Origin of the sequence: Lysobacter niastensis, assembly GCF_031457115.1 — a bacterium.
Lineage (GTDB): Bacteria > Pseudomonadota > Gammaproteobacteria > Xanthomonadales > Xanthomonadaceae > Lysobacter_J > Lysobacter_J niastensis_A.
This window is the reverse complement of record NZ_JAVDVY010000001.1, coordinates 896,788-922,598: the sequence shown is the minus strand read 5'-3', so window position 1 is coordinate 922,598 and position 25,811 is coordinate 896,788. Positions and strand designations below refer to the sequence as shown.

Annotated in this window: 23 protein-coding genes and 1 riboswitch; of the genes, 7 read left to right on the top strand and 16 right to left on the bottom strand. The window is 66.5% G+C overall.

All coding sequences use genetic code 11. The features are described 5' to 3' along the window. Positions 1 to 298 precede the first annotated feature (298 nt). Entirely contained in the window at positions 299 to 1,252 is a 954-nt protein-coding gene (gene cysK, locus J2X06_RS04205; protein ID WP_310058678.1) for a cysteine synthase A, read from the top strand. A gap of 91 nt (positions 1,253 to 1,343) precedes the next feature. After that, positions 1,344 to 1,883 (top strand): O-acetyl-ADP-ribose deacetylase, encoded by a 540-nt coding sequence (locus J2X06_RS04200; RefSeq protein WP_310058676.1) that lies wholly within the window; start codon positions 1,344 to 1,346, stop codon positions 1,881 to 1,883. Between the two features lie 12 nt (positions 1,884 to 1,895). Here J2X06_RS04200 and J2X06_RS04195 read toward each other — a convergent pair whose 3' ends face one another. The 12 genes from J2X06_RS04195 to J2X06_RS04140 all read right to left on the bottom strand — a co-directional run bounded on the left by J2X06_RS04195 (position 1,896) and on the right by J2X06_RS04140 (position 15,974). Then, entirely contained in the window at positions 1,896 to 2,495 is a 600-nt protein-coding gene (locus tag J2X06_RS04195; protein ID WP_310058673.1) for a NapC/NirT family cytochrome c, read from the bottom strand. Beyond that, complete coding sequence (locus J2X06_RS04190; RefSeq protein ID WP_345784501.1) at positions 2,495 to 3,088, bottom strand: nitrate reductase cytochrome c-type subunit; 594 nt, start codon at positions 3,086 to 3,088, stop codon at positions 2,495 to 2,497. The genes J2X06_RS04195 and J2X06_RS04190 overlap by 1 nt, the downstream gene beginning before the upstream one ends. Positions 3,089 to 3,098: 10 nt before the next feature. Continuing rightward, complete coding sequence (gene napA / locus J2X06_RS04185) at positions 3,099 to 5,591, bottom strand: periplasmic nitrate reductase subunit alpha (protein ID WP_310058669.1); 2,493 nt, start codon at positions 5,589 to 5,591, stop codon at positions 3,099 to 3,101. Beyond that, positions 5,588 to 5,893, bottom strand: a complete 306-nt coding sequence (locus tag J2X06_RS04180) for a chaperone NapD (protein ID WP_310058666.1) — start codon at positions 5,891 to 5,893, stop codon at positions 5,588 to 5,590. Before J2X06_RS04180 ends, napA begins: the two co-directional genes overlap by 4 nt. Continuing rightward, positions 5,890 to 6,393 (bottom strand): ferredoxin-type protein NapF, encoded by a 504-nt coding sequence (gene napF / locus J2X06_RS04175; protein WP_310058663.1) that lies wholly within the window; start codon positions 6,391 to 6,393, stop codon positions 5,890 to 5,892. The genes J2X06_RS04180 and napF overlap by 4 nt, the downstream gene beginning before the upstream one ends. Positions 6,394 to 6,395: 2 nt before the next feature. Next, positions 6,396 to 6,554, bottom strand: a complete 159-nt coding sequence (gene napE / locus J2X06_RS04170; RefSeq protein WP_310058660.1) for a periplasmic nitrate reductase, NapE protein — start codon at positions 6,552 to 6,554, stop codon at positions 6,396 to 6,398. A 156-nt stretch (positions 6,555 to 6,710) separates the two neighbouring features. Continuing rightward, positions 6,711 to 7,721, bottom strand: coding sequence for a class I fructose-bisphosphate aldolase (locus J2X06_RS04165; protein WP_310058659.1), 1,011 nt, complete (start codon positions 7,719 to 7,721; stop codon positions 6,711 to 6,713). A gap of 160 nt (positions 7,722 to 7,881) precedes the next feature. Continuing rightward, complete coding sequence (locus J2X06_RS04160; protein ID WP_310058655.1) at positions 7,882 to 8,643, bottom strand: hypothetical protein; 762 nt, start codon at positions 8,641 to 8,643, stop codon at positions 7,882 to 7,884. Positions 8,644 to 8,731: 88 nt separating this feature from the next. Further along, positions 8,732 to 10,198, bottom strand: a complete 1,467-nt coding sequence (gene pyk / locus J2X06_RS04155; protein WP_310058651.1) for a pyruvate kinase — start codon at positions 10,196 to 10,198, stop codon at positions 8,732 to 8,734. Positions 10,199 to 10,384: 186 nt separating this feature from the next. After that, positions 10,385 to 12,700 (bottom strand): tetratricopeptide repeat protein, encoded by a 2,316-nt coding sequence (locus J2X06_RS04150; protein ID WP_310058648.1) that lies wholly within the window; start codon positions 12,698 to 12,700, stop codon positions 10,385 to 10,387. Further along, positions 12,697 to 14,733 carry a DUF3857 domain-containing protein gene (locus J2X06_RS04145; RefSeq protein WP_310058645.1) on the bottom strand — a complete coding sequence of 679 codons (2,037 nt, stop codon included), beginning with the start codon at positions 14,731 to 14,733 and terminating at the stop codon, positions 12,697 to 12,699. The genes J2X06_RS04150 and J2X06_RS04145 overlap by 4 nt, the downstream gene beginning before the upstream one ends. A 65-nt stretch (positions 14,734 to 14,798) precedes the next feature. Then, positions 14,799 to 15,974: a phosphoglycerate kinase gene (locus J2X06_RS04140; protein ID WP_310058644.1), complete on the bottom strand. Its 1,176-nt coding sequence runs from the start codon at positions 15,972 to 15,974 to the stop codon at positions 14,799 to 14,801. A gap of 162 nt (positions 15,975 to 16,136) precedes the next feature. Then, positions 16,137 to 16,342, top strand: a riboswitch (cobalamin riboswitch). A 307-nt stretch (positions 16,343 to 16,649) separates the two neighbouring features. Between J2X06_RS04140 and J2X06_RS04135 the strand changes: the two genes are divergently transcribed. The 4 genes from J2X06_RS04135 (at position 16,650) to J2X06_RS04120 (ending at position 22,328) form a co-directional block, all read left to right on the top strand. Beyond that, entirely contained in the window at positions 16,650 to 19,013 is a 2,364-nt protein-coding gene (locus J2X06_RS04135; protein WP_310061223.1) for a ribonucleoside-diphosphate reductase subunit alpha, read from the top strand. 227 nt (positions 19,014 to 19,240) lie between these two features. Then, positions 19,241 to 20,260 carry a ribonucleotide-diphosphate reductase subunit beta gene (locus J2X06_RS04130; RefSeq protein ID WP_310058641.1) on the top strand — a complete coding sequence of 340 codons (1,020 nt, stop codon included), beginning with the start codon at positions 19,241 to 19,243 and terminating at the stop codon, positions 20,258 to 20,260. Between the two features lie 94 nt (positions 20,261 to 20,354). Further along, entirely contained in the window at positions 20,355 to 20,711 is a 357-nt protein-coding gene (locus J2X06_RS04125) for an acyl-CoA thioesterase (protein WP_310058639.1), read from the top strand. Positions 20,712 to 20,801: 90 nt separating this feature from the next. Beyond that, on the top strand, positions 20,802 to 22,328 hold the full coding sequence (locus J2X06_RS04120; RefSeq protein ID WP_310058636.1) for a glycosyltransferase family 39 protein: 1,527 nt from the start codon (positions 20,802 to 20,804) through the stop codon (positions 22,326 to 22,328). A 22-nt stretch (positions 22,329 to 22,350) separates the two neighbouring features. Here J2X06_RS04120 and J2X06_RS04115 read toward each other — a convergent pair whose 3' ends face one another. Both J2X06_RS04115 and gap read right to left on the bottom strand, forming a co-directional pair. Further along, entirely contained in the window at positions 22,351 to 22,761 is a 411-nt protein-coding gene (locus tag J2X06_RS04115) for a group III truncated hemoglobin (RefSeq protein WP_310058633.1), read from the bottom strand. A gap of 84 nt (positions 22,762 to 22,845) precedes the next feature. Further along, positions 22,846 to 23,850: a type I glyceraldehyde-3-phosphate dehydrogenase gene (gene gap / locus J2X06_RS04110; RefSeq protein ID WP_310058630.1), complete on the bottom strand. Its 1,005-nt coding sequence runs from the start codon at positions 23,848 to 23,850 to the stop codon at positions 22,846 to 22,848. Positions 23,851 to 24,048: 198 nt separating this feature from the next. On the opposite strand from gap, the gene J2X06_RS04105 reads away from it, so the two are divergent. Next, positions 24,049 to 24,861 (top strand): S1/P1 nuclease, encoded by an 813-nt coding sequence (locus J2X06_RS04105; protein ID WP_310058628.1) that lies wholly within the window; start codon positions 24,049 to 24,051, stop codon positions 24,859 to 24,861. A gap of 15 nt (positions 24,862 to 24,876) precedes the next feature. On the opposite strand, the gene J2X06_RS04100 is transcribed toward J2X06_RS04105, so the two are convergent. Together J2X06_RS04100 and J2X06_RS04095 are read right to left on the bottom strand one after the other, a co-directional pair. Next, complete coding sequence (locus J2X06_RS04100; RefSeq protein WP_310058627.1) at positions 24,877 to 25,416, bottom strand: protein tyrosine phosphatase family protein; 540 nt, start codon at positions 25,414 to 25,416, stop codon at positions 24,877 to 24,879. A gap of 14 nt (positions 25,417 to 25,430) precedes the next feature. Next, positions 25,431 to 25,730, bottom strand: a complete 300-nt coding sequence (locus J2X06_RS04095) for an ArsR/SmtB family transcription factor (protein WP_310058622.1) — start codon at positions 25,728 to 25,730, stop codon at positions 25,431 to 25,433. Positions 25,731 to 25,811: the final 81 nt, after the last annotated feature.

Here is a 25,811-nt window from a genome sequence, read left to right as displayed (position 1 = left end):
TCTGAGCGGGTGGCGGTCCCGGTTTTGAACAGGGCTGCCGGCGAGCGGGGATTGTCTTGACCCGCCGATTCTTAACCTGCCAATTCTAGCGGTCGACCAATAACGTCCGCGTGGCCCGTTCGTTGACCGCAAACTGTGCACAATCGGTGCATTCGGCCTTGGCAGGCCACTCCTGCATGCCTGGCAGGTCTGTGGCAACCTGCGAAACCGATCAAGCGTACGCCCCCGCCCGGCGAGCCCCACCAGCCCGATCCACGCGCCGGGCCGACTTCCCCGCCCCAATGCCCTGGAGTCGCCCATGATCCACAACAGCATCCTCGACACGATCGGCCATACCCCGGTCGTCCGCCTGCACCGGCTGGCGCCAACCCACGTCACCCTCTACGTGAAGGTCGAGGCCTTCAATCCCGGGGGTTCGGTCAAGGACCGCCTGGCGATCGCGATCATTCTCGACGCCGAGGAAAAGGGCTTGCTCAAGCCCGGCGACACCGTCGTGGAGGCGACGTCGGGGAATACCGGCGTGGCCCTGGCCATGGTCTGCGCCGCGCGCGGCTACAAGTTCGTCGCCACGATGAGCGAAACCTTCTCGATCGAGCGGCGCAAGCTGATGCGGGCCTACGGGGCCAAGGTCATCCTCACGCCGGCCGCCGAGCGCGGCAGCGGCATGGTGCGTCGTGCCGAGGAATTGGCCAAGCAGCATGGCTGGTTTCTTGCCAGGCAGTTCACCAACCCGGCCAATCCGGCTTACCACCGGCAGACCACCGCGGCGGAAATCCTGCGCGATTTCGCCGGCCAGCGCCTGGATCATTTCGTCACCGGCTGGGGCACTGGCGGCACGCTTACCGGCGTGGGCGAAGTGCTCAAGGTCGCGCGCCCCGAAGTGCGGGTCACCACCTGCGAACCGGCCGGCGCGTCTCTGCTGTCGGGCAAGGAGTGGCAGCCGCACAAGATCCAGGGCTGGACACCGGACTTCGTGCCCGAAGTGCTCAATCGCGAGGTCGCCGATGCGATCCTGCCGATCGACGATGTCGTCGCGCGCGATACGGCGCGCCGGCTCGCGCAGGAGGAGGGCCTGTTCGTCGGCATCTCTGCCGGCGCCACCGTTGCCGCCGCGCTGGAGGTCGCCAAGGATGCAGACAAAGGCGCGGTGATCCTGGCCATGCTGCCCGACACCGGCGAACGCTACCTGAGCACGTTCCTGTTCGAGGGCGTCAACGAAGGTTCCGACGACGAATGGCTGGCAGGCCTGTAGGGAGGGTCCTGGCCCGCCGTTCAACCACACTGCGACGACGGCATTTGGCGCACAGCGCACATGATCCACGGCGGGCCGAGGTCCGCCCCACATGACCATCGAGATTTACCAGGGCGATATCACCGAGCTGGCGATCGACGCCATCGTCAACGCCGCCAATGAGACCCTGCTCGGCGGCGGCGGCGTGGACGGCGCGATCCACCGCGCAGCCGGCCCCGGCCTGCTCGCCGAATGCAGCGTGCTGCCGCAGGTCCGGCCCGGCGTGCGCTGCCCGACCGGCGAGGCGCGGATCACCGCCGGCCACCGGCTGCCGGCGCGACACGTCATCCACACGGTCGGTCCGGTATGGCACGGCGGAGAGGTCGGCGAACCGGCGCTGCTGGCCTCGTGCTACCGCAATGCGCTGAGGCTGGCCGATGAGCATGACCTGTCGTCGATCGCCTTCCCCGCGATCAGCTGCGGCGTGTACGGCTACCCGATCGAACAGGCGGTGCCGCTGGCGGTCGCCGAAGTGCGGGCGTGGCTGATCGGGCATCCGCAGGCGCGCATCGTTTTTGCCTGCTTCGGCGACGCCATGACGCAACGCTATCGCGTGGAACTGCAGGCGTCTGCGCCTGCGCCTGCGCCATGAGCGGAGCAGGCCTCAGCCCTGCGGAATTCCGGTCATGTCCGGCAAGCTGTGCGCCACGCCCTTGTGGCAGTCGATGCAGGTCCGCTGCCCGGTTCCCAGCCAGCGCTGGTGGATCTGCGCCGCGCGCGAGCCCTGGCGGGTGAGGTCCATCGAATCGTAGTCGTGGCAGTTGCGGCACTCGAGCGAATCGTTGGCTTTCAGGCGCGACCACTCGTGCATGGCCAGTTCCAGGCGGTGATCGAGGAATTCCTGGCGCGTATCGATCGTGCCGAACACCTTGCCCCACACTTCCTTGGATGCCTGCATCTTGCGCGCGATCTTGTCGGTCCAGTCGTGCGGCACGTGGCAGTCCGGGCAGGTCGCGCGCACGCCGGAGCGGTTGCTGTAGTGGATGGTCGACTTGAGCTCCTTGAACACGTTGTCGTGCATCTCGTGGCAGCCGGTGCAGAACTTCTCGGTATTGGTCGCCTCCAGCGCGGTGTTGAACCCGCCCCAGAAAAAGATGCCGGCGAGGAATCCGGCCGCCACCAGGAAGCCCAGGCTGTAGTGCACGCTCGGCGAGCGCAGCGTCTGCCAGTAGGGTTGCAGGACATCCAGGATGCGCCGCAGCATCACTGCGCTCCTTTCGATTCAGCCGCGGCCGCCATTACTGCATCGATGTCCTCGAAGGTGTTGGTCACCAGTACCGGCGCGTCGGTCTGCACCACGTGGCACTGGTTGCAGAAATAGCGCCGGGGCGAAATCGTGGCAAGGAACTGGTCGTCGCGATCCATGTAATGGGTGACGCTGACCGGTGGAGCCTGGAACTTCTCGGCATTGGCGCGGGCGTGACAGAGCATGCAGCGGTTGCTGTTCTTGTCGACCTGGTAGCCGTCGATCGCGTGGGGGATGGTCGGTGGCTGCATCGGATAGGCGCGCAGGCGCTTGCGATCGACGTTCTCGACCCGCGCCATCGGCAGCGGCGCCGCCTCCTGGTCCACCGGCACGCCGCGACGCAATCCGTCGAGTTGCTTGGATGCGGTCCGCCCGATCACGCTGGATTCCGCGTGAACATTCGTCGTCGACACCTTGGCTGCGGGCGCGGCTGGGGGCGTTGTCGGCGCCTTCGCGCCGCGCCCAAGCATCAGGCCGGCCAGGAATACCAGCACCATCATCAGCACGATGAGGGCGGCGCCGAGCAGCCACGGCTTGTTGCGCATGTCCATCGCACTCCTCCTAGGCGCGCAGCACCTTGACCGCACACTTCTTGTAATCGGTCTGCTTGGAGATCGGATCGGTCGCGTCCAGCGTCACCTTGTTGATCAGCTGGCCGGCGTCGAACCACGGCACGAACACCACGCCCGGCGGCATGCGGTTGCGCCCACGCGTCTCGACCCGTGTTCGCATGTCGCCCCGACGCGACACCACGCGCACGTCGTCGCCGCGCTTGAGACCGCGTGCCTTGGCGTCGTCAGGGTTCATGAATATCACTGCGGTCGGGAAGCTGCGGTACAGCTCCGGCACGCGCATGGTCATCGAACCCGAGTGCCAGTGTTCGAGCACGCGCCCGGTCACCAGCCACATGTCGTATTCCGCGTCCGGGGGCTCGGGTGCCGGCTCGTAAGGCAATGCCCAGATCACCGCCCGGCCATCCGGATTGCCGTAGAACTGGTAGCCGGTACCGGCCTTGACGTAGGGATCGGCGCCTTCGCGGTAGCGCCAGCGCGTCTCCTTGCCCTTGACCACCGGCCACCGCAGGCCACGCGTGCGGTGGTAGTCGTCGAACGGCGCCAGGTCGTGGCCATGCCCGCGGCCGAACGCGGCGTATTCCTCGAACAGGCCCTTCTGCACGTAGAAGCCGAACGCCTGCGACTCGTCGTTGGCGTAGCCCTGCTCGATGTCCGAAACCGGAAAGCGGTCGACATTGCCGTTATGGAACAGCACGTCGAACAACGTCTTGCCCTTGAACTGCGGATTGGCGGCGAGGATATCGGCCGGCCAGCACTCTTCGGTGGTGAAGCGCCTGGAGAATTCCATCAGTTGCCACAGGTCCGACCGCGCCTGCGCCGGCGCTTTGACCAGCTGGTGCCAGACCTGCGTGCGCCGCTCGGCGTTACCGTAGGCGCCCTCCTTTTCCACCCACATCGCCGCCGGCAGCACCAGGTCGGCGGCCTGCGCGGTCACGGTCGGATACGCATCGGACACGACGATGAAGTTGTCCGGGTTGCGATAACCCGGCCAGGTTTCCTCGCGCAGGTTGGCCGCGGCCTGCATGTTGTTGTTGACCATCACCCAATACGCGTTGAGCTTTCCGTCGCGCAGCGCGCGGTTCTGCTCGACCGCGTGGTAGCCCGGCTTGGGCTGGATGATGCCATGCGGGATCTTCCAGATTTCCTCGGCGTGTTTGCGGTGCTCGGGGTTGGCCACCAGCATGTCCGCCGGCAACCGATGGCAGAACGTTCCGACCTCGCGCGCGGTGCCGCATGCCGACGGCTGCCCGGTCAGCGAGAACGGGCTGTTGCCCGGCGTCGAAATCTTCCCGGTCAGCAGGTGCAGGTTGTAGACCATGTTGTTGGCCCACACGCCGCGCGTGTGCTGGTTGAAGCCCATGGTCCAGAACGAGGTGACCTTGACGTTGGGATCGGCATACAACTCGGCAAGCTGCTCGAGCCAGCCGCGCTCGACGCCGGTCATCTCGACGGTCTTCTCGAGTGTGTAAGGCGCGACGAAGGCGGCGAATTCGTCGTACGTGATCGGCTTGCCGCCGCCCGGGTCCTTGGCATTCTTCGCCTTCACCTCCAACGGGTGCTCCGGGCGCAGGCCGTAGCCGATATCGTCGTTGCCGCGCTTGAAGCTGGTGTGCTTGCCGACGAAGTCCTTGTTGACCTTGCCGCTGCGGATGATGTGGTTGGCGATGTAGTTGAGGATGACCAGGTCGGTCTGCGGCTTGAACACGATCGGGATGTCGGCCAACTCGAAGCTGCGGTGCTCGAACGTGGACAGCACCGCGACCTTCACGTGCGGATGCGACAGGCGCCGGTCGGTGACCCGCGTCCACAGGATCGGATGCATCTCGGCCATGTTCGAGCCCCACAGCACGAACGCATCGGCTGCCTCGAAGTCGTCGTAGCAGCCCATCGGCTCGTCCATGCCGAAGGTGCGCATGAAGCCCATCACCGCCGATGCCATGCAGTGCCGCGCGTTGGGGTCGATGTGGTTGCTGCGGAAGCCGGCCTTCATCAGCTTGTTGGCGGCGTAGCCCTCGAAGATCGTCCACTGCCCGGAGCCGAACATGCCGACCGCGCCCGGCCCCTTTGCCTTCAGCACGCGCTTGAACTGTGCGGCCATCACGTCGAAGGCCTCGTCCCAGCTCACCTGCTCGAACTCGCCGTCCTTGGCGTAGGCGCCGTTCTTCTTGCGCAGCAGCGGCATCGTCAGGCGGTCCGAGCCGTACATGATCTTGGACAGGAAATAGCCCTTGATGCAGTTGATGCCACGGTTGACTTCGGCATGCACGTCGCCGTGCGTGGCCACCACGCGGCCGTTCTTGACCGCGACGTTGACCCCGCAGCCGGTGCCGCAGAACCGGCACGGCGCCTTGTCCCACTTCAGCGCGGTGAGATCGCCCTCGGTGACGATGTTGGCCGCGTCGCCAGGCAGGGTCATGCCGGCCGCGGCGGCGGCCGTGGCGACGGCGGTGTTTCGGATGAATTCGCGACGGGTGGTCATGGCGCGACTCCGGCGTCGGGCGCATGCGGCATCGATGCTTCCAATGCCTCGCGCGGTTCGGCGTGGTGATAGACCAGCAGGACATTGAGCACGCCCGGGATGGCGCGCAGTTCATCGATGCGGTCGAGGATGGCGTACTGGTTCTCGCATTCGCACAGCACGATGCTGCGGAACTCGCCCTCGCGGGCGAGTTCCATGTCGCCGCTTTCGTCGATCTTCACGGTGAGCGCAGCGGCGGCCTCGGGGCGGTGCTGCACCACGAAGCTGGCGATGTGGAGTTCGACGTCCGATGCGGTGGTCATGCGGTCTCCCTGTCGGCGCGATGCAACGTGATCGCATCGACCGGACAAACGCCCACGCAGGCGCCGCAACCGGTGCAAAGCGCGGCGTCGATCACGGGCGTGGGCAAGGCGGTGGTGAGGGGAAACGCGATCGCGCGCTCCGGGCAGGCATCTCGACAACTTGAGCAGACCACGCCATGCCGCGGCAGGCAGGCGTCGCCCACTTGCGCCAGATGATTCCACGGCGAAGCAACGGCATCGCGGTCCAGCGCGCGCGGCACGCAGGCCTGCTCGCAATCGCCGCAGAACGTGCATTCGCCCAGCTTGGGATCGAACACCGGATAGCCGGCCGTGCCACGGGCCAGGACCTGCTCGGGACAGCGATCGATGCACGCACCGCATCCGGTGCAGCGATCGAGGAAGTCGGACTCGGTCAGTGCCCAGGGCGGCCGCAGCGGCGGCTCCGCCTGCTGCCGGCCGAAAACAAGCGCGCGACGGGAACGATCGGGCGCGGCGGACATGGCTAGTGCCCCGTCGGCGGACCGGTGAACATCTGCCAGATCCAGACCATGAAGCCGTAACCGGCCACGATCATCACCGTCAACAGGGGAAACACGACGGCCGTAAGCAGCAGGAACGCGACGCGCTCCCGGCGTTTGGCGACGTCATCCGACAGGTCCAAGGCAGGCTCCGCACTAGTCAAGTACAGCCCCAGTTCCGGCCGGACACTAGCACAGGCATTTGCACGGGTTGTGAAAGTTCCGGACGCAAGCCGGGGCGTCCGGCAAAAAAAACGCCGGCACATGGCCGGCGTTTTTTGGAACTGCGAAAGAATGGCTTACGCCGCCTTCTTCCACTGGCCGAGCGCGGCCAGGCCGTTATCGCGGGCGCGCTCGTAGACCGTCTGCTGGGCCTTGGCGAGGTTGTTCACCAGGTCCTGCGACCACAGCTTCAGCGCGGCCTGCTGCATGGCGCGGCCGTAGGAGAACGACAGCGGCCACGGGTTCGGGCCCATCATGTTCATCGCGTTGAGGTGCGCGGTGGCGTCCTCGTCGCTCTGGCCACCCGACAGGAACACGATGCCCGGCAGCGTCGCCGGCACGGTCGACTTCAGGCACTGCAGCGTGGCGGCGGCGACTTCCTCGACCGAGGCCTTCTCGCCGCTGGTGGTGCCCGGCAGGACCATCGAGGCCTTCAGGATCGTGCCTTCGAGCACGACGTTGTGCTCGTACAGCGAGGCGAACAGCGAACGCAGCGTCACCTCGGTGACCTCGTAGCAGGTGTCGATGTCGTGGCTGCCGTCCATGATCACTTCCGGCTCGACCATCGGCACCAGACCCTGCTCCTGGCACAGCGCGGCATAGCGGCCCAGCGCGTGGCTGTTGGCCTCGATGCAGGTGCCCGACGGGATGTCGTCGCCGATGTTGATGACCGCACGCCACTTGGCGAAGCGGGCACCGAGCTTGTAGTACTCCTCCAGGCGCGCGCGCAGGCCGTCGAGGCCTTCGGTCACGACTTCACCGGGGCAGCCGGCGAGCGCGAAGGTGCCCTTGTCGACCTTGATGCCCGGGATGATGCCGTTGTCCATCATCAGCTTGGTGAAGGGCACGCCGGTCTTCGTCGCCTGGCGGATGGTTTCGTCGTAGAGGATCGCGCCGGAGATGTAGTCGCCCAGCTTCGGCGTGCTCAGCAGCAGCTCGCGGTAGGCACGGCGGTGTTCTTCGGTGTTTTCGATGCCGACACCGGCAAAGCGCTTGGCAATGGTGTTGTTGGACTCATCGATGGCGATGATTCCCTTGCCCGGGGCCACCATGGCCTGGGCGGTTTCGGCAAGCTGTTCGATGCTCATGGGACGTCCTGCGGGAGCGGGTGGGAAGCCCATCATTATAGCCGGAGCTTTGGGCTCCTGCCCGACCAAGGCAACCGGAAATCAACCACTTGCGTACCAGACCCCCCGGTTTTCAATACCAGTCGCGGTGGGGTCCGCAGCGGGGGTAGGTTAACGCCCGCTATGGCCCGGGTGCCGATTCGACCTGGGCAATGATGGCGCCGTGCAGGGCGGCATCCACGGCTTTGCGCGTCAGCAGCGGCGTTCCATCGACACCCACAGACGGGAAGAAATCCGCCCCCGTCACGAATTGCTGCTTGAGCGCGGCGATTCGGTCGTAGCAGTTCTGCAGGGTCCGGGCGTGGGGGCATCCGAGCAGGTGATAGAACTCATGGACTGCCGTCTCCCCAGGAGACTGGAATAGCTGGTTCAAACTCACTTGGTTGGCGACGATGTATCCGCGGGTGTGGGTCGCATCGTCCACGGCCCCCAGCACTTCAGGCATCACCAGGCTCCAGAGGAAATCCGCCGCATTGCGGTCGACGAATGCCATGAGCCGATCGCAGGACGGATCGAGTTCGCGCCGAGTGAGATCTTCCATCATTCCGCTGTGCGTGAAGGATGGGCGCTTCCATGGCTGCACCGACTGGACCGTCACCTCGATCGCGTAAGGCGCGAATTCGCGGTTGACCTGCGCGATCAGCTTGTCCACGCGCTTGCGTGCCACGCCCGGAGCCTGCAACACGCAGACCCGCATCTGCGCGGGAGCCCCGTATCCGGCCTGGAAGCGCTGCGCGGTATGTACGCCGACGGTGGTGCAGGCGGCCAGGGTGCAGGCAGTCAAGGCGCAGATCGCCAAGCCGACCAGGCGCTGGAACAACGCGACGAAGCGCGAGATCCGGTCACTCACGCACCCGCGGCGAACCGCTGGATCGTGCAGCATGACGACCTCGCACTTGGGGGAATGCGTCTATCCAACGCGCCTGGATCGACGCGTCGGCCAGCACTCCTCCTGGCGGTTCAGCTAATCATCACAGCTCGCCAAGCCCCTCCGCGCAGCCTCCCGGCCCGACCTGCAGCAGGCGCAGCGTGTTGGTTGCGCCGTGATGCTCCATGTAGTCGCCGCTGGTGAACACCACCCGATCGCCGACACTGAGCAGGTCGGCGTCGAACAGCTGCTTGATCGATGCACGCGCGGCGTCGCGCGAGGTCAGGCCCCGGCTGTCGAATTCGCGCGGGACGACGTCGCGCATCATCGCCATGCGCCGGCGCGCGCCGTCGTGGCGCGACAGTCCGAAGATCGGCACCTGCGAGCGGAAACGCGACAGGAACCGTGCGGTACCGCCGGACTCGGTCATGGCGATGATGCCGCGCACGCCGATGTGCTCCGAAAGGAACATCGCCGCCATTGCGATGGCCTGGTCGGCGCGTTCCAGGTTGCGCGGCGCGGCTTCGAAGTCGGTGTCGTGGTCGAACTGGCGCTCGGCGCCGAGGCAGATGCGCGCCATCGCTTCCACCGCCTTGACCGGGTAGCGGCCGGCGGCGGATTCCTGCGACAGCATCACCGCATCGGTGCCGTCGATGACGGCGTTGGCGACGTCGAGCACTTCGGCGCGGGTCGGGATCGGGCTGTCGACCATCGACTGCAGCATCTGCGTGGCGGTGATCACCACGCGGTTGCGCGCCAGCGATTCGCGGATGATCTTCTTCTGCAGGCCGGGCAGCTCGGCGTCGCCGATCTCCACGCCCAGATCGCCGCGCGCGACCATCACCACGTCGCTGGCATCGACGATCTCGGCCAGGTTCTCGATCGCCTCGGTACGCTCGATCTTCGACACGAGCGCGGCGTCGCTGCCGGCGGCGCGGGCGATGCGGCGCGCGTCCTCCATGTCCTGCGCGTTGCGGCAGAACGATACCGCGATGAAATCGGCGCCAAGCTCGGCGGCAACGCCGATCAGCTCCTTGTCGCGCTCGGTCAGCGCGCCCAGCGACAGGCCGCCGCCCTGTTTGTTGAGGCCCTTGCGATCGGACAGCACGCCGTCGTTGAGCACGGTGGTAACGATGCGTTCGCCTTGCACCGCGCTCACGCGCAGTTGCAGCAGTCCATCGTCGAGCAGCAACACGTCGCCCGGGGCGACGTCGTTGGGCAGACCCAGGTAGCTGACACCGACCTCGCGCAGCGTGCCCGGCGGCGCATCGGTGCTGGCGACCAGGTCGAAGCGGTCGCCGGCCTTGAGCAATACGCGTCCTTCGGCGAAACGCTCGATGCGGATCTTCGGACCCGGCAGGTCGGCGAGGATGCCTACCTCGACGCCGACGCGCTGCGCCGCTTCGCGCACGGCTTGGGCGCGCGCGATCTGCGAGGAAGGATCGCCGTGCGAGAAGTTGAGGCGGACGACATCGACGCCGGCCGTGAGCAGCGCGTCGAGCACGCCCGGCGCATCGGTGGCCGGGCCGAGGGTGGCGAGGATCTTGGTGCGTCGAAAGGTGGTCGTCATCGATCTCAATTCCATTGAACCCAGCGACGCTAGCACAGCTGTCGGGACATTCGAATTGAATACGCATTCAACCGCGCCATCCCGCTGCGCATTCGCCGAACTGGTCTGAAAATACCCCGCCAAAAACAGACCAGCCCGCCGAAGCGGGCTGGTTACGGAATCGCCGAAACCGTCAAGGCCAGGCGGTCATTGCATGTCGGAATCGATATAGCGCTTGCCCGACTGGTACAGCACCAGTCGCTCGCGGAACTCCTTCGCCATTCCCCGGTACACGCCCGGCTCGGCCTTGACCAGGGGTACCAGGCGTTCGAGCGCTTGGCTCTGGAGTTCCGCGGCGCGCTTGAAGTCGCCGTCGGCGGCGTAGCAGGCGGCCACCGTGTCCAGCTCGGGCAAGTCCAGCAGGTCGGTCCTGGGCATCTTCGCCACCGTTTCCATGCCGCGCGCCGGATCGTACATGTCTGCGTGCGGCGACGTGCACGACGCCCATGCCAGCTCGTTGTAGGCCCGCGAGAACCCGGCGTCGCCGCTCTGGTGCCACAGCGCGAGCGCCTGCGCGCGCGCCTGCACAGTGCCCTTGCGATGGTAGAGCCAGCCGGCATAGCGCGTGTACGCGACCTCCTCCTTTCCGTCGATGGCACGTTGGAGCCAGCGGATTCCCTCGGCTTCGTCGGCCTTGCCGAAGTCGCCGTACAGGTAGGCGGTGCCCAGGCGGGTTTCCGATTCGTGGTCGCCCTTCTCGGCATCGACGCGAAGCCACTGCTCGGCCTGACTGGGGTTCTTCTTCATGCCGCGTCCTGCGATCGCCATGTCGGCCAACCTCCGGCGTGCCGTCGCCGAGTCGTTGTAGTCAGAAAGCGCGCGATAGATCGTTACCGCGCGCTCGACCTTGCCCTTGACGCCAGGACGCTCGTACTCATAGAGATCGGCCAGATCGAGCATTGCATCGATGTCGCCGGCCTGGATCGCGGGCATCAACCACGCCTCGGCGTCGGCCCACTTCGCCAGCGATGCCTGACGGTCGGCCTCGTGGCGCAATGCCCAGGCCTGGCCGCCGTGCGCGGCCTCGAGCAGAAGCGCCTGTCCACGCACGGGATCCACTTTGATGTCGGCGACATCGCCATAGATCAGCGCGGAGGAGTAGTGCGCCTGCGACAACGTGTCGCCGGCCAGCGCGGCCTTCTCCAGCCAGGGCATGCGCTTCGCAGGCTCCCTGAGGCGATCGTAGTAGTCGGCCAGCACGGCGTACCCGGCGCCGTTGCCGTTCTCCGCGGCATCGGCCAGGAAGGCGATTTCGGAGTCGCTCAGGCGCGCTTCGCCGCCAGCCTTGACCTTGCGCTTGATCGTCAGGCGTTGCGGGTAACGGCTGCCCTGGGCGCTGGCGTTGTCGAGGCGCTGCTTGAGTTTCGCCGGGATGTCTTCGGACTTGAGCAGCCACTGCCGGGTGAACTGTGCTGTGGCTGCACCGCGCGGCCAGCGACGCTCGGCGGCATCAACCAGGTTCCACGCCGCATCCTCGTCGCGCGGGACGCCAATGCCCTTGGCATAGGCGTACGCGAGCAACAGCATCGGCAATGCCTGCTTGCGCTCGGCGCGAGTCAGCAGCGCGTCGACGAGGCCCTCTGCGCAGCCGGGCCGCTGCGAGCCATCGCACAGCACCAGCCAGGCGGACGCCGCCTGGATGCCTCCGGCTTGCGCCGCAGGCCGCAGTATTTCGAGCTTTTCGCCCGTGTCATCGACGTCTGCTGCATCGCGCACGGCCTTGATGTCCTTCGCCTCCTCGTTGCCTTGTCCGGCCCATCCGTCGATGAGCCCCTCGGCGAGCCCGTTGCGCAGCAACGGGTTGCCCCAATACTGGTTCTCGCGGTCGATGCGGTAGTCGGTGTCGATGAAGTCGAAGACCAGATGCCGTTCGATCTTGGCCTCGGCGTCCCAACCGGCCGCGACCATCGGGAAATAACGCGATGGCCTGATGTGGGTGTAGTAGGCATAGATCACATCCATGTCGCTGACCCGCATCAGTGCGCTTGCGTCGACAGGGGCGAGCACACGGATCGGATGAGTGACGTCGGCGTCGCCCGCCTGCGCCAGCGCATGCCGGGACAGCGCGGCGAGTGCTTCCATCTCCCGGTCCGCCGCCGCTTCATCTTTGCCGCCCTGGGCACACAGGTAGGCGACATGCCTGATCGCGATGCTGACCGGCGCCGCCGCCACCGCCTGTCGCAACGCTGCGGCCTGCTTCGCGCATTTCTCCGGATCGACCGCGTTGCCGTCGTAACCGACCTCCTCCATCACCGCGAAGGTGGCAAAGGCGGCGGAATATTCGCCATCGGAAAGGAACTTCTCCCAGGCGCGGGCCGGATCGAAGGCCTGTACCGCCGGTGTCGACGCGGGCGTCGACACCGGTTTTGGCATCGCTGCCACCGCCAATCCCAAAGGAGCCGCAAGCAGCACGCCGAACACGCAGCCCGCCAGAGGGCGGAACCGGAAACCTGCCTTCGTCATCGTGCGCCTCCTTCTTCCATCACGTTCTTGAGCAGCGCCTTCAGGCGTGCGTCCCGATCTTCCCGTTGGACATCCGCCGGCGGCTGGAAGCGCAATCGGGCCGACAGCGAGTCGCGCACTTTGCGCAGTTCGTCTACGTGCTGGGATACCTTCTCCGGCGGAATATCCTGGGCCAGCACCTGCATGTCGTAGACCAGGCGCACGCTGCCAGGATCGACCTGCACGTCGCGCGAGTAGGCGAAAGCGGCCGACGAATAGCGCTCGCCCTCGGCATGGAAGGTCGGCTTCCACCTCTCGGGAAGGTCGACCTGCATTTCCTGGCGATAGCGCAGGGGTCGGCCGAAGAACAGCGGACCCGCGCGCGATATCGAAGGCGGCAACTCGCTCGCCTTGGACAGGACCTCCGCGTACACGTCCAGCGCCTTGACCGCGCCCTCGTTCTCGAACGGCATGCGCAGCACGTACTGCTCGACCACCTTGAGGCGGTTGCTTTCCTTGTCGTCATCGAATGTCGGCGCGCCCATCGGCGACACGTCGCCGAAGCGCTGGCGGTAGTGGTCGGCGTAGCGGCGCGCCGTCTCGTCGATGCGCTGGCTGGCGAAGGAGCGGCGCGCCTCATTGGCCGTCCAGCCCTGGTAGACCGTTTCCACCTTCAGTGCGACCTCGCGACCATCGGCACTGGGCTGGTAGCGTTCGTTGATGACGACCTCGACGCTGGAACGCCGTGGCGCCTGGATCTCCTGCAGGCCGGTGACGCCCTTCGCGACCGGCAGGGCCACGCCATACACGCTCTGGTCGCTGTCGCGCGGGTCGCCGCCCTCGGCGGTGAGAGTCGGATCCACCCACACCGTGTCCTTGCCGACCTGCGCGCGCACGATCACGTGGTTGAACACCGAGGCTGCCGGCGTGAAGTCGGCAATGCCGCGTCCGCGCGAAGTCGACACCAGCGCGGGAACCGCGGGGATGCCGAGGCGGCCGAGCAGCGTGACCAGCAGGTAGGTCTTGTCCTTGCAGTCGCCGTAGCGTCGCGTCCAGGTGTCGGCCGGTGGCGTCGGCCGATGCGAGTTCTCACCCATCTCCACGCCGAAGTAGCGGATTTGGTCCTGCACCGCGCGCAGCGCCGCCTTCAGTTTGGCCTCCGGCGTGCCGAGCTTGCGCCATTGGGCGATGTTCGCCTCGAGGTCGGGCGGCAGCGCACCGACCGCAGGGTAAAGCGGCAGCGCCCAGTCGACGACGTCGCCCCAACTGCGTTTGAGGGCGACGCGCACCATCGGGTACGGCTGGTACCAGAGCGGGTAGTTGTCCTCGTAGACGTAGGCAGGCACGGCATGGCGGTGGGCCTGCGATTCGACATGACCATCGACGTCGCGGATGACCGGCACCGGCGCGTTGTTCTCGCGCTGCACGTTCAGCTGGCTGCCGGCGTCGTACAACACGCGCAGGTAGGTGTCGAGGACCGGGTTGCGCCAGCCGAACGCCATCGAGTCGGTCGTGTTGCCGGCCAGCACGGGATTGCCGCCGGTGATCGAGAAGCCGATTCGGATGACGTCGTCGACGCGCACGTCGTCGAGCACGATCAGCGCGGTCACCTCTCCGTCGGCCATGTCCTGCTCGAACGCGGTTTCGCGCCGCGCCAGCGAAATCCGGTCAGGAACGAGGCGCGACTGCCACTGGCCGCCGCGGCGAAGTTCAACGCGATGGATGGCCAGTTGCTGATAGCCGGGATTGAATTGGATCTGGAACCGACCGGCCTCGCCGAGCAGCGAGGCGGACTTCGGCTCGAACACGTGCTCGACGTAGTACTGGGTTCGCCCGCCGCGGTTGTCCGACTGCAGGTCGTACAGCCAGTAGCGCCAGGGGACGCCCGTTGCGCCCGGAGCATCCGCCTCCCACGCCGCCGGCACCTCGTGGCGCTGCACGAACGCCGGCTCGGGCCCCACCTTGAATCGATACTCGCCGCGCTGGTACTCCCCCTCCTGCGCGTACGTGACGCCTGCCAGCAGTAAAGCCAGCACCCCCAGAAGCATCCTCATCCGCCGTTCTCCCTTTCCCCCGGCCCGATACTAAAGGGGTCCCGGGGGAACAGGAACGGCCTACGTCACGAAGCGCGCTGCTTCAGCGCGGCGACCGCGGGCAGTTCCTTGCCTTCCAGGAACTCGAGGAACGCACCGCCGCCGGTGGAGATGTAGGAGACGTCGTTCTCGATGCCGTACTTGTCCACGGCCGCCAGCGTGTCGCCGCCACCGGCGATGGAGAACGCCTTGCTGGCGGCGATCGCGCGTGCCAGCGTTTCGGTGCCCTTGCCGAAGGCATCGAACTCGAACACGCCGACCGGGCCGTTCCACACCACCGTGCCGGCCTTCTTGATCAGCTCGGCGTATTGCGCCGCGGTCTTGGGGCCGATGTCGAGGATCATGTCGTCCGCGCCCACCGCATCGACGGACTTGACTGTGGCCGGTGCGTCGGCGGCGAACGCCGGCGCGACAACGACGTCCACTGGCACCGGGATGTCGGCGCCGCGCGCCTTGGCATCGGCCATGATCTTTTTGGCGGTGTCGATGAGGTCCATCTCGACCAGCGACTTGCCCACGCCGTGGCCCATCGCGGCGATGAAGGTGTTGGCGATGCCACCGCCGACGATCAACTGGTCGACCTTGGACACCAGCGAGGACAACAGCTCCAGCTTGGTCGAGACCTTGGAGCCGGCGACGATGGCCAGCAGCGGGCGTGCCGGGTTGTCGAGCGCCTTGGCCAGCGCGTCGAGCTCCGCCATCAGCAGCGGGCCGCCGGCAGCGACCTTGGCGTGGCGGATCACGCCGTGCGTGGAGGCCTGGGCGCGGTGCGCGGTTCCGAAGGCGTCCATGACGAAGACGTCGCATAGCGCGGCGTACTTCTTCGACAGGGCTTCGTCGTCCTTGCCCTCGCCGACATTCATGCGGCAGTTTTCAAGCAGCACCAATTGGCCCGGCTTCACGTCGACGCCGTCGACCCAGTCCTTCACCAGCGGCACGTCGACACCGAGCAGTTCGGACAGGCGCCTGGCGACCGGGGCCAGGGAGTCCTCCTGCGTCCAGGCGCCCTCCTTCGGGCGGCCCAGGTGCGAGGTCACCATAACCGCGGCGCCCTTCTCCAGCGCCAGCTTCATCGTCGGCAGCGCGGCGGTGATGCGCTGTTCTGAAGTGATTCGACCACCCTCGATGGGCACGTTGAGATCCTCGCGGATCAGCACGCGCTTGCCGGCGAGGTCGAGGTCGGACATGCGAAGGATGGACATGGGCGGTTCCGTCTGGCGATGAGAAGGGGGAGCGCTGCGCGGCGCGAAGGGCCGCGGCGAGGGCGCGTATTGTCCCGTTCGCGCGCGTCCGCGGCAAATCCGCATCACGCCGGACTTTACGGGCCCTTCACAACATTTTGCGTTGACGGATCCCATGACCCCCACTATGTTGTGTCCGTCGGTGCCGACCTCGCGGTCGGCTTAAAACGGGAAGCTGGTGAGAATCCAGCGCTGCCCCGCAGCGGTATGGGAAACGAAGGTGGTCATGGCACTGGGCGCGCACGCGTCTGGGAAGCGACCTCCGGTAGGCGACGCGGCACTCGCGTCATGTCCCGAGTCCGAAGACCTGCCGACAACCGCGCGTTGCACACCGCGCGGTGACCGGCCAGCGAGTCTTCGGAGGGAAGACGGTCGGTGTCGCGAGGTGACGGAACGACCGTCATGGCCCGTCTCGGGCTGCGCGACGCCTTGATCCCAATCTCCGGACTCCGCGCCCGCGTCGCCCTTCGAGGGAAGGACGACGAGCCGTGCGCCCACGCACCGGAGCCCATCATGTCCGTCATCACCGAAGCACCTCTTGCCGCGGCCTCTTCCCCGGCCCACGCCTCGCCGAACCCGCCCGCGGCCAACGCCAGCCCCGGCTTCGCCCTGACTCCTCCCACCGCCAACCTCACCATGACGGTGACCAAGCGCAGCGGCCGTCGCGAGCCGGTGGACCTCAACAAGATCGTGCGCGCGGTGATGCGCAACTGCGAAGGGCTGTTCTCCATCGATCCGATGCGCGTGGCCACGCGCACGATCTCCGGCCTGTACGACGGCGCGACCACGCGCGAGCTCGACGAACTGTCGATCCGCACCGCCGCACTGCTGACCGCCGAAGAGCCCGAGTACGGGCGCCTGGCCGCGCGCCTGCTGGCCGGCGTGATCGAGAAGGAAGTCGCCGGCATCGAGATCCATGCGTTCTCGCAATCGGTGCAGCGCGGCCACGAGCTGGGGCTGATCAACGACCGCCTGCTCACGTTCGTGCAGGCCAACGCGCGCAAGCTCAACGACGCGATAGACCATTCGCTCAACGCACGCTTCGACTACTTCGGCCTGCGCACGCTGTACGACCGCTACCTGCTGCGCCATCCCACCGCACGCACGGTGATCGAGACGCCGCAGCAGTTCTTCCTGCGCATCGCCTGCGCACTCAGCGAGGACGTGAGCGACTCGCTGGCCCTGTACCGGCGCATGGCGCAGCTGGACTACATCCCGTCCTCGCCGACGCTGTTCAACTCCGGCACGACGCACGAGCAGCTGTCGAGCTGCTTCCTGCTCGACTCGCCCGAGGATTCGCTGGAGAGCATCTACAAGCGCTACATGGACGTGGCCAAGCTGAGCAAGTTCAGCGGCGGCATCGGCCTGTCGTACACGCGCATCCGCTCGCGCGGTTCGCTGATCCGTTCGACCAACGGCCTGTCCAACGGCATCGTGCCGTGGCTCAAGACGCTGGACGCCTCGGTCGCCGCGGTCAACCAGGGCGGCAAGCGCAAGGGCGCGGCGTGCGTCTACCTGGAGCCATGGCACGCCGACATCGAAGAATTCATGGAGCTGCGCGACAACACCGGCGACGAGGCGCGCCGCACCCATAACCTCAACCTGGCCAACTGGATCCCCGACGAGTTCATGCGCCGGGTCGAGGCCGACGGCGAGTGGTCGCTGTTCGATCCCTACAAGGTGCCGCAACTGACCGACCTGTGGGGCGAGGCCTTCGACCGCGCCTACCGCGCCGCCGAAGCCGCCGGCCTGGCGACACGTCAGGTCAAGGCGCGCGAGCTGTACGCGCGGATGATGCGCACGCTGGCGCAGACCGGCAACGGCTGGATGAACTTCAAGGACAAGTCCAACCGCGCCTGCAACCAGACGCTGCGCGATGGCAACGTCGTGCATCTGTCGAACCTGTGCACGGAGATCCTGGAGGTCACCTCGCAGGACGAGACCGCCGTGTGCAACCTTGGCTCGATCAATCTTTCGCACCACGTCGAACTTTTCGAAGAAGGCCCCGTGCACGGCGAAGCCGGACGCTTCGACTTCGACAAGCTGGCCGAAACCGTGCGGCTCGCCGTGCGCCAGCTCGACCGCGTGATCGACCTCAACTACTACCCGATCGAAACCGCGCGCCGCGCCAACCTCAAGTGGCGTCCGGTCGGACTGGGGGTGATGGGCCTGCAGGACGTGTTCTTCAAGCTGCGCCTGCCATTCGACTCGGAGGCGGCGCGGGCGATGTCGCGGCGGATCGCCGAAGCCATCTACTTCCATGCGCTGTCGGCGTCGAATGAGCTGGCGATGGAGCGCGGCCGCCATCCCGGCTTCGAGGACACGCGTGCCGCCCAGGGCGAGCTGCAGTTCGAGGCCTGGGGCGTCGCGCCGAGCGAACCGGAACCCTGGGGCAGTCTGCGCGCGCGCATCGCCGAGCACGGCCTGCGCAACTCGCTGCTGATCGCGATCGCGCCGACCGCGACCATTGCCTCGATTGCCGGCTGCTACGAATGCATCGAGCCGCAGGTGTCCAACCTGTTCAAGCGCGAGACGCTGTCGGGCGACTTCCTGGTGGTCAACCGCTACCTGGCCGAGGAACTCAAGGCGCTCGGCCTGTGGACGCCGGAGCTTCGCGATCGCATCAAGATGGCGGAAGGTTCGATCCAGGGCATCGAGCAGATACCCGCCTCGCTGCGCGAGGTCTACCGCACGGCGTGGGAACTGCCGATGCGCTCGCTGATCGACATGGCGGCCGAGCGCGGCGCCTTCATCGACCAGAGCCAGTCGCTGAATCTTTTCATCGAGAGCCCGAACATCGGCCAGTTGTCGTCGATGTACATGTATGCGTGGAAGAAGGGACTGAAGACCACCTACTACCTGCGTTCGCGGCCGGCCACGAAGATCGCCAAGACCACGGTCAGCAGTGGCGTGGCGCAGGCGCCGAAGCCGGAGGTCACTCCGGCTGAGGCCGTGGCTTGTTCGCTGGAGAACCCGGAGGCGTGCGAGGCGTGTCAGTAAAAGCTCCTTCGCTCCATGCCGTCATTCCCGCGCAGGCGGGAATCCGTGCACGTCACGGTGGATCATCCCCGCCTACGCGGGGATGACGGCGAAAAGCCAAAGACGGCGCCCGGCTTCGGTTCGATTACCCCTTCCTTCCCTTCAGCTGGCGGACGCCGGCGGCACTCTCCCTCCCCCAGGAGCCGCCGCCCGCCCGCTGAAGGGACAGGATCACCCAGAGATTCGACATGTCCGCACAACTGCCTGCCCGCCTGCTCGACCCCGGCTTCGACCTCACCCTGCGGCCGATGCGCTACCCGCAGTTCTACGAGATGTACCGCGACGCGATCCGCAACACCTGGACTGTCGAGGAAGTCGATTTCTCGCTCGACGTCAACGACCTCAAGCACAAGCTGGGCCCCGCCGAGCGTCACTTGATCGAGCGGCTGGTCGCCTTCTTCGCCACCGGCGACAGCATCGTCGCCAACAACCTGGTGTTGAACCTCTACCAGCACATCAACGCGCCCGAGGCGCGCATGTATCTGTCGCGCCAGTTGTACGAGGAAGCGCTGCACGTGCAGTTCTACCTGACCCTGCTCGACACCTACCTGCCCGACCCGGTCGCGCGCGCCAAGGCATTCGATGCGGTGGAGAACATTCCTTCGATCCGCGCCAAGGCCGAGTTCTGCTTCAAGTGGATCGACTCGATCCAGGATCTGCGGCGGGTCGAGACCGCGGCGCAGCGCAGGCAGTTCCTGCTCAACCTGATCTGCTTTGCCTGCTGCATCGAAGGGCTGTTCTTCTTCGCCGCATTCGCCTACGTGTACTACCTGCGCTCGCGCGGCCTGCTGCACGGCCTGGCTTCCGGCACCAACTGGGTGTTCCGCGACGAGAGTTGCCACATGGCGTTCGCGTTTGAGGTGATCAGGACCGCGCGCAGCGAGGAGCCGGAGTTGTTCGACGACCAACTCGCCCGGCAGGTCGTGCTGATGCTCGAGGAGGCGGTCGAGTGCGAGATGCAGTTCGCCCAGGACGTGCTGTCTGGCGGTGTCGCGGGTCTGTCGCCCAAGGACATGCGCCAGTACCTGCAGTACTGCGCCGACCAGCGCCTGGCCCAGCTCGGCATGCCCCGGCATTTCGGCGCGACCAATCCGTTTGCCTTCATGGACCTGCAGGACGTGCAGGAAGTGACCAACTTCTTCGAGCGGCGTGTCTCGGCCTACCAGGTTGGCGTTCAGGGCGAGGTCGCGTTCGATGCCGCGTTCTGAAGTCGCGCCCGCTCCTGCTCCGCTCCCTCTCCCGCTTGCGGGAGAGGGCCGTGGCGAGGGCACGGGTACCCGACAACGTCCAGTCGAAGCCCGCATGACCGAAATAGTCTTCCCCGACCACACCAACCACCTCGGCACGCTGTTCGGCGGTCAGGCGCTGGCGTGGATGGACAAGGCCGCGTTCATCGCCGCCTCGCGCTACGCACGCTGCACCGTGGTGACGGCGCGCTCGGAACAGATCGATTTCCACGTCGCCGTGCCGAAGGGCGCGCTGGTCGAACTGGTCGCGCGCGTGGTCGGTACCGGGCGTACCTCGCTGCAGGTCGAGGTCGAGATGCACCGGGAGGACCTGCTGTCGGGCGATGCGCAGCTCGCCACCCGCGGACGTTTCACGATGGTCGCGCTGGATCGGGATGGCCAGCCGACGACGGTACCTGTGCTCGTCACCTGATATCGGTCAGCAGGTGCATACGTGGGGTCGCCGGATTGCGCGCCGGCCCTGTTCCGCCGTTAATACTGCAACGTCGCCGGGAACCCTCGCATGCAGACCCCCTCCGTTGCATTGCCGCGCCGCCATCTGGCCTGGCCGATCGCCATCGCACTCGGATTGTTGCTGCTTCGACTTTTCACCAATACCCGGTATGGCTTCCATCGAGACGAACTGGCCCTGCTCGACGATGCCCGCCAACTCGCCTGGGGCTACGTCGCCTATCCGCCGCTGACGCCATCGCTGGCACGGATTTCACTGGAGCTGTTCGGCGACTCACTGACCGGCTTCCGTCTGTTCGCCGCACTGGCGCAGAGCCTGAGCGTGGTGCTCGCCGCGCTGATCGCGCGCGAACTGGGAGGCCGCCGCGGCGCACAGATCATTGCCGCGCTGGTCGCGGCGCTGATGCCCTTCTCGATGATCGCCGGCGGCGTGATGCAGTACGTCAGCATCGACTACCTGTGGTGGGTACTGCTGGCCTGGCTGCTGCTGCGCCTGGTCAACAGCGGCGATGCGCGCTGGTGGCTTGCGATTGGCGCGGCGATCGGCGTCGGCATGCTGACCAAGTACACGATGCTGTTCTGCGTGGCCGGCATCGTCGTTGGAACGCTGGCCACGCCGCTGCGGGCGCACCTGACCAGCCGTTGGCTGTGGGCCGGCGTCGCCGTGTCGCTGCTGTTGTTCCTGCCCAACGCGCTTTGGCAGTGGCAGCACGAGTTCGTGTCGCTGGACTTCCTGGAGGCGATACATGCTCGCGACATGCGCATCGGGCGCACCGACGACTTCCTGCTCGGCCAGCTCTATGCAAACGCCGGCCCGCTGGCATTGCCGATCTGGCTGATGGGGTTGGGCTGGCTGGCGTTCTCCGGCGCTGCGCGGCGCTATCGCGTGCTGGCCTGGATGTACGCCGTTCCGCTGCTGCTGTTCGCGGTGGCGCAGGGACGCGCCTACTACATGGCGCCGGCTTATCCGATGCTGGCCGCTGCGGGCTGCGTCGCGGCGGAACGGTGGCTGCGGGCGCGCCAGCCGCTGGGCACAGGAATCCGCCGGATCGGCGCAGGCGCTCTGGCGACATGGATCATCCTGATGGCGGTGGGCAGTGGCGTGCTCGGCTTGCAGCTGTCCCCGGTGAACTCGACCGGCTGGCGCATCAGCCGCGCCGTCCACGACAACTTCGCCGAACAGATCGGCTGGCAGGAGCTGACCACCGAGGTTGCGCGCATCTACCGGTCGCTACCGGCGGAAGAACGCATGCACACCGCGATCTTCGCCAACAACTATGGCGAAGCCGGCGCGATCAACCTGTACGGACCGCGGCACGGCCTTCCCACCGCGATCAGCCCGATCAACTCGTATTGGTATCGCGGCTATGGCTCCACGCCTCCGCGTACCGTGATCGTGCTGGGCGATACGCGCGAAGGCGTTGCCGACACGCCGGGCGAGTGCGTGCCGGTCGGACGGGTGAGCAACCGCTTCGGCGTGCTCAACGAGGAGACGCGCGATCATCCGGAGATCTTCATCTGCCGGAATCTGCGTGTGCGCTGGGCCGACGTGTGGCCGCAGATGCACAGCTTCGGGTGATCACGGACGCTGGCAGCGCGCCTCAGCGCGCGCCGGCGACCGGCAAGCCGAGCGGACGCGAGCCCTCACGATCGAGCAGACCCAGTCCGTAGCGCAGGCTGTGGCCGATCCTGGTCGCGTATTCCATCACCTGCGCCGCGTGCTCGGGCGCCAGCACTTCGTTTGCGGTGCGCTGCCACAGCGACAACCATTGCTCGAAATGCTCGGCACGGATCGGATGCGGACGGTGGGCGGCCATCGGATTGCCGCGATAAGACTTGGTCCCCAGCGCCACGGAAGACCAGAACGCGGTCAGCATGCGCTTGTGTTCGGGCCAGTCGTCGATGGCGGCATTGAAGACCGGGCCCAGCTCGGAGTGGACGCGGACCTGTTCATAGAACCGGTCGACCAGCGTCGCCAGGTCCTGCTCGGTGAGTTCGGTGGTATCGCTCATGACGTGCAATGGATGAGGGCCAGGCCATAAAAAACCAAGGCCGGCAATGCCGGCCTTGGAGTGTCCAGTCTGAACCCGTTGCAATTACTTGCCGGCAACGACCTTGACCATTTCGAGGCACTTGTTGGAGTAGCCCCATTCGTTGTCGTACCAGCTGACCAGCTTGACGAAGGTGCCGTCCAGCGCGATGCCGGCTTCGGCGTCGAAGATCGAGGTGCGCGCATCGCCGCGGAAGTCGGTCGCCACGACCTTGTCCTCGGTGTAGCCCAGGATGCCCTTCAGCGCGCCTTCCGACTGGGCCTTCATTTCGGCGCAGATCTCGGCGTAGGTGGCCGGCTTGTCGAGTTCGACGGTCAGGTCGACCACCGACACGTCCGAGGTCGGCACGCGGAAGGCCATGCCGGTGAGCTTCTTGTTGAGCTCCGGGATGACCACGCCGACAGCCTTGGCCGCACCGGTCGAGGACGGAATGATGTTCTCGAGGATGCCGCGGCCGCCGCGCCAATCCTTGTTGGACGGGCCGTCGACGGTCTTCTGCGTCGCGGTGGCGGCGTGCACGGTGGTCATCAGGCCGCGCTTGATGCCCCACTTGTCGTTGAGCACCTTGGCCAGCGGCGCAAGGCAGTTGGTGGTGCACGAGGCGTTCGACACGATCGCTTCGCCGTTGTAGCTCTTGTGGTTGACGCCATAAACGAACATCGGCGTGTCGTCCTTCGACGGGGCCGACAGCACGACCTTCTTCGCGCCGGCATCGAGATGCTTCTGCGCGGTGGTCTTGTCGAGGAACAGGCCGGTCGATTCGATGACGACGTCGGCGCCGACTTCGTCCCATTTCAGGTTGGCCGGATCGCGCTCCTGGGTCAGGCGGATCTTCTTGCCGTTGATGATCAGGGTGTTGCCTTCGACCTTCACGTCGCCCTTGAAGCGGCCGTGCACGGAGTCGTAGCTCAGCATGTAGGCCAGGTAGTCCGGCTCCAGCAGGTCGTTGATGGCGACAATCTCGATCTCGCCAGCGAAGTTCTGCACGGCCGAGCGCAGCACGTTGCGCCCGATGCGGCCGAAGCCGTTGATACCTACCTTGATGGTCATAGCTGAAAAACTCCTGCGGCCGCGCCCTGGCGCGGCGGATGGACGGGAACCCCCATTCTAACAGGCGGTGCCGGTTCGGCTGTGGGGGCCGGGCGCCCCAACCGCAACCGGCTTACCCTGCCCCGGCCATTCATCCGACCTCGTAACCCGGCAGACACCGCAAGCCTCCATCGCCGGGCCTCGGATAAAGTGCGCGCCATGATCCGCGCCCTCATTGCCCTGCTGCTCGTCCTCAGCCTTATCCCCGGCGCAGCGTCCGCCTGGGGCCGCCTCGGCCACCGCCTGGTCGCCGACCTGGCGTGGGATGACCTGACGCCGAATACCCGCGCCGCCATCGCCGAACTGCTGGCCGGCGAAACCGAGCCCACACTGGCCGGTGTCGCCAACTGGGCCGACGAACTGCGCGACAACGATCCCGACCTGGGCAAGCGCACGTCCAAGTGGCATTACGTCAACATCGCCGAGGACGGCTGCCGCTACGTGCAGGCCATGCATTGCCCCAACGGCAGCGATTGCGTGGTCGAGGCGATCCGCGCGCAGACCGCGATCCTGGCCGACCGCACGCAACCGAAGGCGATACGGCTGCAGGCGCTGAAGTTCGTCGTGCACTTCATTGGCGACGTGCACCAGCCGCTGCATGCCGGCTATGGCCACGACAAGGGCGGCAACGACCGGCAGATCAATTTCAACGGCAAGGGCAGCAACCTGCATTCGCTGTGGGACAGCGGCATGCTCAACGACGCCGGCCTCGACGAAGCGGCTTACCTGCAGCGCCTGAGGGCGATGCCGCTGGCCGTGCCGATGGCGCGCCAGCCGCTGCCGCCGCCTTCCCCGCAATGGGCGGAAGCCTCGTGCGCGATCGTGGTGCGTCCCGGTTTCTATCCGCCCGCGGCGGTGGTCGGCCAGGACTACGTGCAAACCTGGCGACCGGTGGCGGAAATGCAGTTGCGCCACGGCGGCGCGCATCTGGCCGCCACGCTCAACGCCGCGCTGGGCACGAAGCGCCGCTGATCGGCGCGCCACCAATCAATCGGCCGGCGGCAGCCCCAGGATCTCGCGCACGCGCGGTTCGGCGCCCGTAAGGCCGGCGGCCTTGCCGAATTGCAGCGCCTGCTCGCTGTCCATACCGCCTTGCTCCACGGCACCCAGCGCCAGCAGGGCGCCCACACGATTGCCCGACGCGCAATGCACCAGCACCTTGCCCGGCGCCTGCGCGAGGGCCGTCCACAGCGCAGTGGCGTTTTCTGTGGTGATGCCGGCAGCACCGGCCACCGGGATCTGGCGATATGACAACCCTGCCGCGACCACTTCGGCGGCCTCGTCACGCCCGGCCATTTCATCGTCAGGTCGCAGGTTGATTACGGTGGTCACGCCGTCAGCCGCGAGATGCTTCCAGGCCGCTGCGTCGGGCTGACCACCGGTCAGCAGTCGATCATTGGGCTCGCGGAGGTTCGGAACGGAAGTCTGCATTGAAGTGTCGGAAACGGTGGCGATGGGTGGCGCAGCGAGCACGGACGTCATGGCGCAGGTCACGGCGATGGCCGCGATCGCGCGCCACAGGCGCAATGGAATGGATGCGTTCATGGCTGCTCACAGTAGATGGAATGCAGCGTGGACAGGATTTCCCTGGCCGGGCCAGGTGCCATCGAATAGAACACCTGCAGGCCTTCGCGCCGCGCCTGCACCAGATTGGCGTCGCGCAATACGGCCAGGTGCTGCGACAGGGCCGACTGCGACAACGACATGCGCGACAGCAGTGAGCCGACGCCGAGTTCCTCCTCAACCAGGAGACACAGGATCATCAGGCGCTGCTCGTTGCCCAGCGAACGCAGCAGCGCCGCGGCATCGGCGGCATGCGCCTGCATTTGCGCGATGGCCATCGGCGGTCGGCTGGGACGTTGGACTTTGGGCAACTGAAACCTCAATGGCTGCAATCCGGAATGACCCCGGACGACGCCATT